Source organism: Stenotrophomonas riyadhensis (assembly GCF_040256885.1).
Classification (GTDB): Bacteria; Pseudomonadota; Gammaproteobacteria; order Xanthomonadales; family Xanthomonadaceae; genus Stenotrophomonas; species Stenotrophomonas riyadhensis.
Window position 1 is genome coordinate 912,517 of record NZ_CP155568.1, and the last position, 13,252, is coordinate 925,768.

Sequence of the window (13,252 nt, forward strand, 5' to 3'; positions counted from 1 at the left end):
CCCGCGCCTTTGCCGGCGCGGGGTTGTTGCCCCCCAAGATAGGTACCTCACGTAATGGACAACCGAACCAAAGCCCTGAACCTGGTTCCGATGGTGGTCGAGCAGACCAGCCGCGGCGAGCGTGCCTACGACATCTATTCGCGCCTGTTGAAGGAGCGCCTGATCTTCCTCGTGGGCCCGATCGACGATCACATGGCCAACGTGGTGGTGGCGCAGTTGCTGTTCCTGGAATCGGAGAACCCGGAAAAGGACATCAACATCTACATCAACTCGCCGGGTGGCGTGGTCACCGCCGGCATGGCGATCTACGACACCATGCAGTACATCAAGCCGAATGTGAGCACCACCTGCATCGGCCAGGCCGCCTCGATGGGCGCCCTGCTGCTGGCCGCGGGCGAAGCCGGCAAGCGCTATGCGCTGCCGAACTCGCGCGTGATGATCCACCAGCCGCTGGGTGGCTACCAGGGCCAGGCCACCGACATCGACATCCACGCGCGTGAGATCCTGACCCTGCGTTCGCGCCTGAACGAGGTGCTGGCCAAGCACACCGGCCAGTCGCTGGAGACGATCGCCCGCGACACCGAGCGCGACAACTTCAAGAGCGCCTTCGAGGCGCAGGCCTACGGTCTGGTCGACCAGGTCCTGGAGCGTCGTCCGGATGAGTCGATCCAGGCCGGCTGACCGGCCTTCACGGGGCCAGGGAGGCCCCGTTCCTGCAGGGTCGGGCGGGACTGGTGTCCCCTCGGCCCTGTGCTATTCTCGAATCGAACCCCCGTTCAGCGGGTGGGGTAACTGGGTAAGCGAAGCATGAGCGAAGACCGCCAAGGTCGTTCCACGGACACCGGCAAGATCCTCTACTGCTCTTTCTGCGGCAAGAGCCAGCATGAAGTGCGCAAGCTGATTGCGGGTCCGAGCGTATTCATCTGCGATGAGTGCGTGGAGCTGTGCAACGACATCATCCGTGAGGAACTTGAGGAAAAGGCGCAGTCGGCGCGCAGTTCGCTGCCCAAGCCGCGCGAGATCCTCGAGGTCCTCGACCAGTACGTGATCGGCCAGAACCGCGCCAAGCGCACGCTGGCCGTGGCCGTGTACAACCACTACAAGCGCATCGAGAGCCGGCAGAAGAACGACGACGTCGAACTGGCGAAGTCGAACATCCTGCTGGTCGGCCCGACCGGTTCGGGCAAGACGCTGCTGGCCGAGACCCTGGCCCGCCTGCTCAACGTGCCGTTCACCATGGCCGACGCCACCACGCTGACCGAAGCCGGTTACGTGGGCGAGGACGTGGAGAACATCATCCAGAAGCTGCTGCAGAAGTGCGACTACGACGTCGAGAAGGCACAGCAGGGCATCGTCTACATCGATGAAATCGACAAGATCTCGCGCAAGAGCGAGAACCCGTCGATCACCCGCGATGTGTCCGGCGAAGGCGTGCAGCAGGCCCTGCTGAAGCTGATCGAAGGCACCGTGGCCAGCGTTCCGCCGCAGGGCGGCCGCAAGCACCCGCAGCAGGAATTCCTGCAGGTGGACACCAAGAACATCCTGTTCATCTGCGGCGGCGCGTTCGCCGGGCTGGACAAGGTGATCCAGGCCCGTTCCACCGACGTCGGCAGCATCGGCTTCGGCGCCAAGGTCAAGAGCAGCGAGCGCAAGCAGGAAGTGGGCAAGGTGCTGGCCGAAGTCGAGCCGGAAGACCTGATCAAGTTCGGCCTGATTCCCGAGTTCGTCGGCCGCCTGCCGGTGGTGGCGACCCTGGAGGAGCTGGACGAGCCGGCCCTGATCAAGATCCTGACCGAGCCGAAGAACGCCATCACCAAGCAGTTCAAGAAGCTGTTCGAGATGGAGAACGTCGAGCTGGAGTTCCGTCCGGACGCGTTGTCGGCCATCGCCAGGAAGGCGCTCAAGCGCAAGACCGGTGCCCGTGGCCTGCGCACCATCGTCGAATCGGTCCTGCTGGACACCATGTATGACCTGCCGTCGCAGGAAAACGTCAGCAAGGTGGTGGTGGACGAGTCGGTGATCGAGCACAAGTCCGAGCCGTACCTGATCTACCAGACCCCGGCGGCCCCTGAACAGAAGGCCGCAGGCGCCGAGTGATCCTTCCAGGTTGTTGATTGGAAAGGATTTTCAAGGAATGCCTTGCATCTGAAAGCCGATGGCCCCATAACGGGGCCATCGGCTTTTTTTGTCTCCGGAAGATGCCCTCCCGGAGGCGGTTTTCCCCTTCCCTGGAGCCCCCATGGCCCGTTCCCCAAGTGAAACCCTCGACCTGCCGGTCCTGCCGCTGCGCGACGTAGTGGTGTTCCCGCACATGGTCATCCCGCTGTTCGTCGGCCGTGACAAGTCCATGCACGCGCTCGAACAGGCAATGGAAGCGGACAAGCGCATCCTGCTGCTGGCGCAGAAGTCGGCCGAGACCGACGACCCGCATGCGGCCGACCTCTACCAGGTCGGTACGCTGGCGCAGGTGCTGCAGCTGCTGAAGCTGCCCGACGGCACCATCAAGGTGCTGGTCGAAGGCCTGTCGCGCGTGCAGGTCACCCACGTCGACGAGCGCAACGGCTCGCTGCATGGCCAGGCCGTGGAGATCGACGCCACCGACGAGCGCGAAGCACGCGAGGTGGAGGCGATCGCCCGCTCGCTGATGTCGCTGTTCGAGCAGTACGTGAAGACCAACCGCAAGCTGCCGCCGGAGCTGCTGCAGACGCTGTCGGGCATCGATGAGCCGGCCCGCCTGGCCGACACCATCGCCGCGCACATCAGCGTGCGCCTGGCCGACAAGCAGCGCCTGCTGGAAACGCTGGCCGTGGGCGACCGCCTGGAGATGCTGGTCGGCCTGGTCGACGGCGAGATCGACGTGCAGCAGATGGAGAAGCGCATCCGCGGTCGCGTGAAGTCGCAGATGGAGAAGAGCCAGCGCGAGTACTACCTCAACGAACAGATGAAGGCCATCCAGAAGGAACTGGGTGACCTGGACGACGCGCCGGGCGAACTGGAAGAACTGGCCCGCAAGATCGCCGAAGCCGGCATGCCAAAGGCCGTTGAAGCGAAGGCGCGCAACGAACTGAACAAGCTCAAGCAGATGTCGCCGATGTCGGCGGAAGCGGCCGTCGTACGCAACTACCTGGAGTGGTTGCTGGGCGTGCCGTGGAAGAAGCGCAGCAAGGTGCGCAAGGACCTGAAGGCCGCGCAGGACACCCTCGATGCCGATCACTACGGCCTGGAGAAGGTCAAGGAACGCATCCTTGAGTACCTGGCGGTGCAGTCGCGCGTGAAGCAGATGAAGGGCCCGATCCTGTGCCTGGTCGGGCCGCCGGGCGTGGGCAAGACCTCGCTCGGCCAGTCCATCGCCAAGGCCACCAACCGCAAGTTCGTGCGCATGTCGCTGGGCGGCGTACGCGATGAGGCCGAGATCCGTGGCCACCGTCGTACCTACGTCGGTTCGATGCCGGGCCGCATCGTGCAGAACCTCAACAAGGTCGGCAGCAAGAACCCGCTGTTCGTGCTCGACGAGATCGACAAGATGTCGATGGACTTCCGTGGCGATCCGTCGTCGGCGCTGCTGGAGGTGCTCGACCCGGAGCAGAACAACGCGTTCAACGACCACTACCTGGAAGTGGACCTGGACCTGTCCGAAGTGATGTTCGTGGCCACCTCGAACTCGCTCAACATTCCGGGCCCGCTGCTGGACCGCATGGAAGTGATCCGCATCCCCGGCTACACCGAGGATGAGAAGCTCAACATCGCCACCCGCTACCTGGTGCCGAAGCAGATCAAGGCCAACGGCCTGCAGCCGGAAGAGCTGGAGATCGGCAGTGATGCGATCCAGGACATCGTGCGCTACTACACGCGCGAATCGGGCGTGCGCAACCTGGAACGCGAGATCGCCAAGATCTGCCGCAAGGTGGTGAAGGAGATCGCGCTGGCCGGCCCGCAGCCGGTGAAGGCGAAGAAGGGTGCGAAGAAGTCCAAGGCGCTGGTCAGTGTGTCCAGCAAGAACCTGGACAAGTACCTGGGCGTGCGTCGCTTCGACTTCGGCCGCGCCGAGGAAGAAAACGAGATCGGCCTGGTCACCGGCCTGGCCTGGACCGAAGTCGGTGGCGATCTGCTGCAGATCGAATCGACGCTGGTGCCGGGCAAGGGCCAGCTGATCCTGACCGGCCAGCTTGGCAACGTGATGAAGGAATCGGCGTCGGCGGCACTGTCGGTGGTACGTTCGCGCGCCGTGGGCTTTGGCATCGACAGCGACTTCCTGCAGAAGCACGACGTGCACCTGCACGTGCCCGATGGCGCCACTCCGAAGGACGGCCCGAGTGCCGGCGCGGCGATGGTCACCTCGCTGGTGTCGATGCTGACCAAGGTGCCGGTGCGCGCCGATGTGGCGATGACCGGCGAGATCACCCTGCGTGGTCGCGTCACCGCCATCGGCGGGTTGAAGGAGAAGCTGCTGGCCGCACTGCGTGGCGGCATCCGCACGGTCATCATCCCGGAAGAGAACCGCAAGGACCTGGCCGACATTCCGGCCAACGTCACCCGCGATCTGGAGATCGTGCCGGTGAAGTACATCGAAGAAGTCCTGGACCTGGCGCTGGAGCGTCCGCTGGCACCGAAGAAGGCGCGCAAGAGTGCGCAACGTGTCACGGTGCGCAGCAAGGCCAAACCGAGTGGAAGCGCGCGCGTCAAGCATTGACGCGCGCTGTCCAATGGCCCGAAACCCGCGTCGTTGCTGGCTTTTCACCTTGCGTGGGGGTAGGGCCGCTGGTATAAAAGCAGCACTCGCGAATGAGTGATCGCTGTCAGCGATCACTGAATCGGCGAACCGTTTCCACATGGCGGCCGCATGCAGAACGCGTGCGGTTGCTTCCCTGTCGAATAAGCGGAACCCACCGCCAAAGGAGTTGTAGAGAATGAACAAGACCGAATTGATCGATGCCGTTGCTGAAGCTGCCGACCTGACCAAGGCCGAGTCCAGCCGCGCTGTCGATGCCGTCGTTGCTGCCGTCACCAAGGCGCTGAAGGACGGCGATGCGGTCACCCTGGTTGGCTTCGGTACCTTCCAGGTCCGCGACCGTGCTGCCCGCACCGGCCGCAACCCGAAGACCGGCGACACCATCAAGATCGCTGCTTCGAAGAATCCGTCGTTCAAGGCTGGCAAGGCCCTGAAGGATGCTGTAAACTAAGCGGCTCGCTGGGGTGCTTAGCTCAGCGGTAGAGCGTCTCCTTTACACGGAGAGGGTCGGGGGTTCGAAACCCTCAGCACCCACCACAGCACCGCGGTAAAAGTTTGAGTGTGGAGCGGTAGTTCAGCTGGTTAGAATGCTGGCCTGTCACGCCGGAGGTCGCGGGTTCGAGTCCCGTCCGCTCCGCCATTCAACGAGGCCTCCGGCCAAAAGCTGGAGGCTTTGTTTTCTTCCCGGTCCAGGCCGGTGGAAAACAAGCAAGGTAACAATGCGGAGCGGTAGTTCAGCTGGTTAGAATGCTGGCCTGTCACGCCGGAGGTCGCGGGTTCGAGTCCCGTCCGCTCCGCCATTACATCGAGGCCCCCGGCCTAAAGCTGGGGGCCTTGTCTTCTCACCGACAGGCTCGGGAAGAAGACGAAAGGGTTTTTGCAAGAACGGAGCGGTAGTTCAGCTGGTTAGAATGCTGGCCTGTCACGCCGGAGGTCGCGGGTTCGAGTCCCGTCCGCTCCGCCATTGCAGAATTCTTAAGTCCCTGTGAAAAAACTTTGAAAAAAGTGTTCATCGGGCTGGGTTTCCAGGAAGTCTTCGGATATACTGGGCGCCTGCAAAGTTTCAGCGCGGAGCGGTAGTTCAGCTGGTTAGAATGCTGGCCTGTCACGCCGGAGGTCGCGGGTTCGAGTCCCGTCCGCTCCGCCAACTTTTAAAAGCCCTCGGCGCAAGCCGGGGGCTTTTTCTTTGTGTCGTTCGCGCGGTCGGACGTGAGGCATGCATCTACCAGTGACGCGTTGCTGCAAGGATGCGGCGCAGGCCGCGCCGGCGCTGCTTTTGGTCCCTGCGGCGAAGCGGGTTACACTGCCGGGCTCGCCAATCAGGCCTTGTGATTCCTCACCATGCTGCAGAAACTCCGCGACAAGACCTCAGGCTGGATCGTCACCGTGATCCTGGGGCTGCTGATGATTCCGTTCCTGTTCGTGATCGACAACAGCTACCTCGGTGGCGTTGGCGCACAGAACGTGGCCAAGGTTTCCGCGCCTCCGACTTGGTGGCGTTCGGCACCGTCGTGGTGGCCGGTGCGCATGCTGTGGCAGCACCACGAGATCAGCGCGCAGGATTTCCGCACGCGTTTCGAGCAGGAGCGCATGCGTGAGCGCCAGCAGCAGGGCGAGAACTTCGACCCGCGCGCGTTCGAAAGCACTGAGAACAAGCTGGCCGTGCTCGATCAGCTGATCGACGAGCAGGTCGTGCGCCTGGTCGGTGAACAGGCGGGCGTGGTGATCGGGGACGGCGCGGTGCGCGAGTACATCGCGACCATGCCGGCGTTCCTCGATTCGAACGGCAAGTTCAACGAGAACAACTACCGCCTGGCCCTGGCCGGTGGCAATCCGCCGCGCACCCCGACCCAGTTCCAGGAGCTGGTGCGCGAGAGCCTGCAGCAGTCGGTGATCCCGTCGGGCCTGCAGAACTCCGGCTTCGTCACCCAGTCCGAGACCGAGCGTCTGCTGAAGCTGCTGGGCGAAACCCGTGACGTCGAGCTGGCCGCGCTGCCGGAAGTGCCGGCCGATACCGCGCCGGTCACCGATGCGCAGATCAAGCAGTGGTACGACGGCCACGGCAAGGATTTCCGCCAGGCCGAGAGCGTGTCGCTGGAATACGTCGAGATCAATGGCGCCAACCTGCCGGCACCGACCGCGGCTGACGAAGCGACCCTGCGCAAGCGCTATGAAGACGAGAAGGCGAAGTTCACCTCGCCGGAACAGCGCCAGGCTGCCCATATCCTGATCACCGGTGACGGTGCCGAAGCCAAGGCGAACAAGCTCGCTGCCGAAGCCAAGGCGGCGGGTGCCGACTTCGCGGCGCTGGCCAAGGCCAACTCGGAAGACCCGGGTTCGAAGGACCAGGGCGGTGATCTGGGCTGGGTCGAGCGTGGCGCGATGGTCAAGCCGTTCGAAGACGCCCTGTTCGCCGCCAAGGCGGGTGACGTGATCGGCCCGGTGAAGACCGACTTCGGCTACCACATCATCAAGGTCGCCGCGGTGCGTGGTGGCCAGGGCAAGTCGTTCGAGGAAGTGCGTGACACGCTGGCCGCCGAGCAGCTGAAGGCCGATGGCGAGCGCGGCTTCAACGAGCTGGCCGGCCACCTGGTCGATGCCATCAACAAGAGCCCGAGCGACCTGGCCGCTGCCGCCAAGGAAGTGAACCTGCCGCTGCAGACCCTGGGCCCGATCACCCGCGCGACCGCCAGTGGCATCGCCGCTGATCCGGCCGTGCTGCGCGCCGCCTTCTCCGAAGTGCTGGTGCAGGACGGTACCGCCAGCGATCCGATCGCCCTGGGCGGTGCCACCAACCACAGCGTGGTCATCCGCGTTGCCGCGCATACCCCGGAACAGGCGATGCCGCTGGACAAGGCCCGCGAGCAGGTGATCGCTGCGATCCGCGCCGACCGCCAGCGCCAGGCCAGCGACAAGGCCGCTGACGCCGTGCTGGCCAAGCTGAAGGCGGGCGCCACCCTGCAGTCGCTGGCTGCCAGCGAGAAGCTGCAGCTGAGCCCGTTGCCGGGCCTGCCGCGCAGCCAGCCGGTGCCGACCCCGGAAATCAACCGCGCGATCTTCAGCGCGCCGGTGCCGGCCGAGGGCAAGCCGAGCTACGGCAAGGTCGACGTCAATGGCCACGCGCTGCTGTTCGCGGTGAACAAGGTGAACCCGGGCGACGTGAAGGAAGTGACCGCCGAGCAGCAGAAGCAGCTGAAGGACCAGCTGAGCCAGATCGATGGCATGGCCGCGGCCAAAGCCTACATCGAGGCGATGCGCAAGAAGTTCGTGATCCAGACCACCGAAGCGAACCTGTAAGCCCACCGGCTGCAGGTACGAAAAGGCCCGGCAATGCCGGGCCTTTTTTTGTGCCTTCGCCTCGTTTGTGGCGCGCTTGAGCTCTGGTAGTGGTCGAGCTTGCTCGACCGCCTTTTGTAGAGTCGAGCCGTGCTCGACTGCAGCTGCCGGGCGCAGGCATGAAAAAGCCGAGCATGGGCTCGGCTTTACAGGGAGGGCCTGGCTGGCGCGTCAGTCCTCGACGCGCAGTACCGCACCAGGCTTCAGCACGCTGCTGCCACTCAGGCCGTTCAGCGACAGCAGGGCCTTCACCGGCATGCCGTAGCGGCGGGCGATGGTCCAGGCCGATTCGCCATCACGCACCGTGTGGCGTCGGCTGCGCGGACGATCGGCGATCGCGGCGACGGTCTTGGCCACCTGCGGCGTCGGTGCGGCGGTGGCGACCGGCGCAGCGCTGGCGACCAGGGCCGTTGCGGTGTCCGCCACCGTCGCATTGGCGGCCGAGACCGGGGCCAGCACGCGGGTGGTGCCAGAGGCACGGCTGCCAGAGGCCAGCGCTGGGTTCAGGCGGGCGATCTTCGCCGGGTCCAGGGCGCGCTGTGCGGCCCACTGCTGGACGCTGGTGCCGGCCGGCAGGGTGTGGTCCTTCAGTACCGGCACGGTGCGGTCCAGCGAGGCCATCACGCCGGGCTGGTCTTCCACGTCTTCCAGCACGCAGGCCAGGGCATGCAGCTTCTCGACGTAGGCATGGGTCACCGGCGACAGGCCGGGCAGAGCCGACGGCTTGGCGTTCTGCGCGTTCATGCCGGCCTTGCGCATGGACTGCAGCACCCGGTATTCGCCGGCGTTGTAGGCCATGGTGGCCAGGCGCCAGTCGCCGCCGAACATGCCGTGCAGGGTCTTCAGGTAACGCACCGCGGCCTGGGTCGAATCGACCGCCGACAGGCGGCCGTCATAGCCGTTGGCCATCGGCACGCGGTGGTTGCGCGCCGTGGTGGCGATGAACTGCCACAGGCCGGTCGGGCCACTGCCGTTGCGGGCATTGGGCCGATAGCCGCTTTCCACGAACGGAATCAGCGCGAATTCGGTGGGCAGGTGGGCTTTGCGCAGCTCTTCGACCACGTAGCCGAACAGCACCAGCGCATCGTCATCCTGGTTGGCCAGGCGCGAGGGGGCATGGGCGAACTGCTTCTGCCAGCGCGGGCTGGTGGCCTCGGCGTCGCAGCTGGGCTCGGCCAGGCCGTCGCGGAAGCTGGTGAAGATCTCCTGGCCGTTGCGCACCGAAGCGGCGGGCAGCGCAGCCGGATCCAGCGGCAAGGCCGCAGCGGCGGTCAGGTTCTGGCTGATGCCGGCGCCCAGCGACTGCGCGCCCGCGGTTCCGGCCAACCCCAGGACAAGGCCCAGGGCCAGCGGCAGACTTCGGCGCATCATGCGCGGAAGCCGTCTTTCCAATGCCGGAGACCGGCCATCACGTCGACGTCGTCCACGACGTCACGGCCCAGGTGTGCAGACACCGACGCACGGATCGGCGCCGCGTGCACACGCAGGAAGGGATTGCAGTCGAATTCGTTGGCCAGGGTTACCGGCAGGGTGGAACGGTCATCGCGGCGCATGGCCAAAGCCTCCTCTTGGCGCTGCCACAGGGCAGCGTTGGCGGGGTCGACATGCCGCGCGAAGACGGCATTTGACACGGTGTACTCATGAGCGCAACAAAGCAGCAGTTGCGCGGGCAAGGTACCCAGCTTGCGCATCGATGCCAGCAGCTGGGACGGCGTACCTTCGAACAGACGTCCACAGCCCAGGCTGAACAACGAATCTCCGCTGAAAAGATGTTCGGCAGTGTGAAACGCGATGTGGCTGCGGGTATGCCCGGGCACGGATAGTACGTGGAACGTCCGGCCCAGTGCCTGAACGCGTTCACCTTCGCCGACCCGCTCGGTGGCCGTGGGGATGCGCTCTTCGACCGGCGCGATGACCCGTACACCGGGAAAACGTGCCTGCAGTGCGGGCACGCCACCGATGTGGTCGTCGTGGTGGTGGGTGAGCAGGATCGTGTCCACGCGCAGGCCCTGATCGGCCAGCGCGAGCACTGGCGCGGCATCGCCGGGGTCGACGACCACGGCAGTGCCATCGTCGGCGATCAGCGTCCAGATGTAGTTATCCGCAAATGCGGGCAGGGCAGTCAGTCGCATAGAATTGGACCATGCCCGCGCTGCAGAGCACCCGTCAAGCGAGCCAGACCCCGTGGTTCGACAGTGAACCGGCGGCAGCCTTGCGCGTGCTGGAGCGGCAATTGCTGCTGCCGCAGTTGTCATTGCTGCCAGCGCAGCCCTGGTTGTGGATCGCGCCGAGTGCGGCCTGGCTGGATGACGCGCAGCTCGGTGGACGCGGTCTGCGCCTGTATCGGCAGGGGCAGGGCTATGCAGGCGATACCCGCTGTGCGCTGCCGCTGCCGCTGGCCAATGAGAGTGTCAATGCGATCGTGCTGCAGCATGTCACTGCGGCCGACGCTGATCGGCTGCTCGACGAGTGCGAGCGCGTACTGATGCCGGGCGGCCATCTGTGGCTGAGCAGCCTCAATCCGTTCAGCCCGTATCGCACGCGCTGGCGCCAGCATGGACTGGTGGTGCGTACGCCACAGCGGATCCGTCTGCTGCTCGGCCGGCATGGGCTGGAGTGCGACGATATGCGTTACCTCGGTCCACTCTGGCGCGGGGCTGGCAGCCGCCGTGCCGATGGCTGGGCGCCACTGCGCGCGGCCTGCCTGTTCCATGCGGAAAAACGCACGCTGGCCCTGCCCGGGCCGAAACCGTTGCCGGTGCGTTGGCACGGCACCGTTGCTACCTGATCTGGAGTTGTATTGAAAACCATCGAAATCCACACCGACGGATCCTGCCTCGGCAATCCCGGCCCCGGCGGCTGGGCTGCGTTGCTGCGTTACAAGGGGCATGAGCGCGAACTGAGCGGTGGCGAAGCGCACACCACCAACAACCGGATGGAGCTGATGGCGGCCATTTCGGGGCTGGAGACGCTGACCGAGCCGTGCAACATCGTGCTCTACACCGATTCGCAGTACGTGCGGCAGGGCCTGACCCAGTGGATGCCGGGTTGGATCCGCAAGAACTGGAAGACCGCTGGCGGTGATCCGGTGAAGAACCGTGAGCTTTGGGAGCGGTTGCACGCGGCCACGCTGCGGCACCAGATCGACTGGCGCTGGGTGAAGGGTCATTCCGGCGACCCCGACAATGAACGCGTGGATACCCTGGCGCGCAACGCGGCGATCCAGATCCGCGACGCCAGCCCGGTAAACTGAGCCCATGCGTCAGATCATCCTCGATACCGAAACCACCGGCCTGGAGTGGAAGAAGGGCAACCGCATCGTCGAAATCGGCTGCGTGGAGCTGTTCAAGCGCCGCCCGACCGGCAACAACTACCACCAGTACATCAAGCCGGACTGCGAGTTCGAACAGGGCGCGCAGGAAGTCACCGGCCTGACCCTGGAGTTCCTGGCTGACAAGCCGGACTTCGCACAGATTGCCGACGAGTTCCTGGCGTTCATCGACGGCGCCGAGCTGATCATCCACAACGCGGCGTTCGACCTGGGCTTCCTCGACAACGAGCTGTCGCTGCTTGGGCCACAGTACGGCAGGATCACCGACCGCTGCACGGTGATCGATACCCTGGTGATGGCGCGCGAGCGCTTCCCGGGCCAGCGCAATTCGCTGGATGCGCTGTGCAAGCGACTGGGCGTGGACAACTCGCACCGTGCGCTGCACGGCGGCCTGCTCGATGCGCAGATCCTGGGCGACGTCTACATCGCACTGACCTCGGGTCAGGAAGAGATCGGCTTCGGATTGGGTGACGAAGAGGGGGGCGGTGCCGGTGCGGCGCTGCAGGCCTTCGACACCAGCAAGCTGCTGCCACGCCCGCGTGTGGTCGCCACGCCGTCCGAGTTGGAAGCGCATGCGGCGCGACTGGAGCGGCTGCGCAAGAAGGCCGGCCATGCGCTGTGGGATGGCCCGAAGGTGGAAGAGCCCGCCAGCGCGTAATGCCTGGGATGGGGGAGTGCCGGCCGCTGGCCGGCAGCGCCGCATCCACGCATGGCGTGGATCTACGGGTTAATGGCAGCGCACCAGGATCACGCTGATGTTGTCGCGGCCACCGCCGTCGAGCGCGGCCGCGACCAGCGTGTCCACGCATTCCTGTGCGCTGGCATCCTCAAAGGCGAGGGTGCGGGCAATGCCGCGGTCGTCCACTTCCTCGGTGAGGCCGTCACTGCACAGCAGCAGCTGCATGCCCGGGCGCAGCTCACCACTGGTGGTGGCCACGTTCAGATGCGCCGGATCGGTCACGCCCAGTGCCTGGGTGACCACGTTGCGATGCGGATGCGCGCGTGCCTGTTCGGCAGTCAGGTTGCCCTGGGCGACCAGCTCCTGCACCACGCTGTGGTCCTGGCTGAGCTGCGCCAGCTGGCCATCGCGCCACAGGTAGGCGCGGCTGTCGCCGACCCACGCCACTTCATAACGGTTGCCCTGTACCCGTGCGGCGACCACGGTGGTGCCCATCGGCAGCGTGTCGTTGCGCCGGCGCGAGGCGCGGATGATCTCTTCGTCGGCGGTGCGGATGGCCTGCGCCAGCGGCGCGCCACGGCGGATCTCGCGCACGATGGTTTCGCGCGCCAGCGCGCTGGCCACTTCGCCGCAGGCGTGCCCGCCCATGCCATCGGCCACCAGCCACAGGGCCAGCTCACTGTCACCGTAGTAGGTGTCCTCGTTGAGCTCGCGGCGCATGCCGGGGTGGGTGAGGTGTCCGAATTCGATCATGGGGGCTGTGGCGGGGTATTGCTGGGGAGATAGGCATCATCGGGTGGCTGCAGGCATCCGGCAAGGCATGCGCTCAGGAAATTTTCACTTCGTTGGCCGGAATGACTTGTCGTCGGCCCCACTTCCTCGTATGATGCGCGTCCCCGGTCCGCCGGGGACCACCCGGAGAGGTGGCAGAGTGGTTGAATGTACCTGACTCGAAATCAGGCAGGCGTTTATAGCGCCTCGGGGGTTCGAATCCCCCCCTCTCCGCCAGATTAAAGAAAAAGGGCTGCCGAAAGGCAGCCCTTTTTCTTTAATCTGGCGTGGGACGCGCCGCGCGTTTCGTGCGTCGCCCCACACGTTGCTGCGCAACCTGTGGGCCCCTCCCTTTGCCGGCCTCTCCCCGCCCCTGTCGGGGCAGGTGCATCAGTAGATCCACGCC

General features: G+C 65.3%; 11 protein-coding genes and 6 tRNA genes. 14 read left to right on the plus strand and 3 right to left on the minus strand.

The features are described 5' to 3' along the window. Nucleotides 1-54 precede the first annotated feature (54 nt). The 10 genes from clpP (at nt 55) to SriyCCGPB3_RS04255 (ending at nt 8,026) form a co-directional block, all read left to right on the plus strand. Nucleotides 55-681 carry an ATP-dependent Clp endopeptidase proteolytic subunit ClpP gene (clpP, locus tag SriyCCGPB3_RS04210; protein WP_004146318.1) on the plus strand — a complete coding sequence of 209 codons (627 nt, stop codon included), beginning with the start codon at nt 55-57 and terminating at the stop codon, nt 679-681. 126 nt (nt 682-807) lie between these two features. Then, a complete protein-coding gene (clpX, locus tag SriyCCGPB3_RS04215) occupies nt 808-2,097 on the plus strand; it encodes an ATP-dependent Clp protease ATP-binding subunit ClpX (RefSeq protein ID WP_004154600.1) in 1,290 nt (429 codons plus the stop codon). A 142-nt stretch (nt 2,098-2,239) separates the two neighbouring features. Then, nucleotides 2,240-4,690: an endopeptidase La gene (lon, locus tag SriyCCGPB3_RS04220; protein WP_049422624.1), complete on the plus strand. Its 2,451-nt coding sequence runs from the start codon at nt 2,240-2,242 to the stop codon at nt 4,688-4,690. Between the two features lie 217 nt (nt 4,691-4,907). Beyond that, complete coding sequence (locus SriyCCGPB3_RS04225) at nt 4,908-5,180, plus strand: HU family DNA-binding protein (RefSeq protein ID WP_004146343.1); 273 nt, start codon at nt 4,908-4,910, stop codon at nt 5,178-5,180. A gap of 11 nt (nt 5,181-5,191) precedes the next feature. Beyond that, nucleotides 5,192-5,266: transfer RNA gene (locus SriyCCGPB3_RS04230), tRNA-Val, on the plus strand. Nucleotides 5,267-5,292: 26 nt separating this feature from the next. After that, nucleotides 5,293-5,369, plus strand: a tRNA-Asp gene (locus SriyCCGPB3_RS04235). A gap of 83 nt (nt 5,370-5,452) precedes the next feature. Then, a tRNA-Asp gene (locus SriyCCGPB3_RS04240) sits at nt 5,453-5,529 on the plus strand. An 87-nt stretch (nt 5,530-5,616) separates the two neighbouring features. Then, nucleotides 5,617-5,693 (plus strand) — tRNA-Asp (locus tag SriyCCGPB3_RS04245). A 106-nt stretch (nt 5,694-5,799) separates the two neighbouring features. Next, nucleotides 5,800-5,876 (plus strand) — tRNA-Asp (locus SriyCCGPB3_RS04250). Nucleotides 5,877-6,070: 194 nt separating this feature from the next. After that, entirely contained in the window at nt 6,071-8,026 is a 1,956-nt protein-coding gene (locus tag SriyCCGPB3_RS04255) for a peptidyl-prolyl cis-trans isomerase (protein ID WP_350259893.1), read from the plus strand. Nucleotides 8,027-8,236: 210 nt separating this feature from the next. On the opposite strand, the gene SriyCCGPB3_RS04260 is transcribed toward SriyCCGPB3_RS04255, so the two are convergent. After that, nucleotides 8,237-9,436 carry a lytic transglycosylase domain-containing protein gene (locus SriyCCGPB3_RS04260; protein WP_110711227.1) on the minus strand — a complete coding sequence of 400 codons (1,200 nt, stop codon included), beginning with the start codon at nt 9,434-9,436 and terminating at the stop codon, nt 8,237-8,239. Next, nucleotides 9,433-10,197 carry a hydroxyacylglutathione hydrolase gene (gene gloB / locus SriyCCGPB3_RS04265; RefSeq protein WP_005412427.1) on the minus strand — a complete coding sequence of 255 codons (765 nt, stop codon included), beginning with the start codon at nt 10,195-10,197 and terminating at the stop codon, nt 9,433-9,435. The genes SriyCCGPB3_RS04260 and gloB overlap by 4 nt, the downstream gene beginning before the upstream one ends. A gap of 11 nt (nt 10,198-10,208) precedes the next feature. Here gloB and SriyCCGPB3_RS04270 point away from each other — a divergent pair, with 11 nt between their 5' ends. Genes SriyCCGPB3_RS04270 through dnaQ form a run of 3 tightly spaced genes read left to right on the plus strand, consistent with a single transcriptional unit; the run spans nt 10,209 to nt 12,054 of the window. After that, nucleotides 10,209-10,853 carry a methyltransferase domain-containing protein gene (locus SriyCCGPB3_RS04270; RefSeq protein ID WP_153856517.1) on the plus strand — a complete coding sequence of 215 codons (645 nt, stop codon included), beginning with the start codon at nt 10,209-10,211 and terminating at the stop codon, nt 10,851-10,853. A gap of 12 nt (nt 10,854-10,865) precedes the next feature. Further along, nucleotides 10,866-11,318 carry a ribonuclease HI gene (gene rnhA, locus SriyCCGPB3_RS04275; RefSeq protein ID WP_005408275.1) on the plus strand — a complete coding sequence of 151 codons (453 nt, stop codon included), beginning with the start codon at nt 10,866-10,868 and terminating at the stop codon, nt 11,316-11,318. Nucleotides 11,319-11,322: 4 nt separating this feature from the next. Further along, the gene (dnaQ, locus tag SriyCCGPB3_RS04280; RefSeq protein WP_110711231.1) at nt 11,323-12,054 is read left to right on the plus strand and encodes a DNA polymerase III subunit epsilon; all 732 of its coding nucleotides are present in this window, start codon (nt 11,323-11,325) and stop codon (nt 12,052-12,054) included. A 69-nt stretch (nt 12,055-12,123) separates the two neighbouring features. Here the strand turns inward: dnaQ and SriyCCGPB3_RS04285 are convergent, their stop codons facing one another. Then, the gene (locus SriyCCGPB3_RS04285; RefSeq protein ID WP_005408277.1) at nt 12,124-12,828 is read right to left on the minus strand and encodes a PP2C family protein-serine/threonine phosphatase; all 705 of its coding nucleotides are present in this window, start codon (nt 12,826-12,828) and stop codon (nt 12,124-12,126) included. A 164-nt stretch (nt 12,829-12,992) separates the two neighbouring features. On the opposite strand from SriyCCGPB3_RS04285, the gene SriyCCGPB3_RS04290 reads away from it, so the two are divergent. After that, nucleotides 12,993-13,083, plus strand: a tRNA-Ser gene (locus SriyCCGPB3_RS04290). The last annotated feature ends 169 nt before the right edge of the window (nt 13,084-13,252 follow it).

Bases quoted from the DNA above. Each gene is read 5' to 3' on its own strand.
- SriyCCGPB3_RS04225 (WP_004146343.1), top strand. From the start codon at position 4,908: ATGAACAAGACCGAATTGATCGATGCCGTTGCTGAAGCTGCCGACCTG.
- gloB (WP_005412427.1), bottom strand. From the start codon at position 10,197: ATGCGACTGACTGCCCTGCCCGCATTTGCGGATAACTACATCTGGACG.
- clpP (WP_004146318.1), top strand. From the start codon at position 55: ATGGACAACCGAACCAAAGCCCTGAACCTGGTTCCGATGGTGGTCGAG.
- dnaQ (WP_110711231.1), top strand. From the start codon at position 11,323: ATGCGTCAGATCATCCTCGATACCGAAACCACCGGCCTGGAGTGGAAG.
- SriyCCGPB3_RS04270 (WP_153856517.1), top strand. From the start codon at position 10,209: ATGCCCGCGCTGCAGAGCACCCGTCAAGCGAGCCAGACCCCGTGGTTC.
- lon (WP_049422624.1), top strand. From the start codon at position 2,240: ATGGCCCGTTCCCCAAGTGAAACCCTCGACCTGCCGGTCCTGCCGCTG.
- SriyCCGPB3_RS04255 (WP_350259893.1), top strand. From the start codon at position 6,071: ATGCTGCAGAAACTCCGCGACAAGACCTCAGGCTGGATCGTCACCGTG.
- clpX (WP_004154600.1), top strand. From the start codon at position 808: ATGAGCGAAGACCGCCAAGGTCGTTCCACGGACACCGGCAAGATCCTC.
- SriyCCGPB3_RS04285 (WP_005408277.1), bottom strand. From the start codon at position 12,828: ATGATCGAATTCGGACACCTCACCCACCCCGGCATGCGCCGCGAGCTC.
- SriyCCGPB3_RS04260 (WP_110711227.1), bottom strand. From the start codon at position 9,436: ATGATGCGCCGAAGTCTGCCGCTGGCCCTGGGCCTTGTCCTGGGGTTG.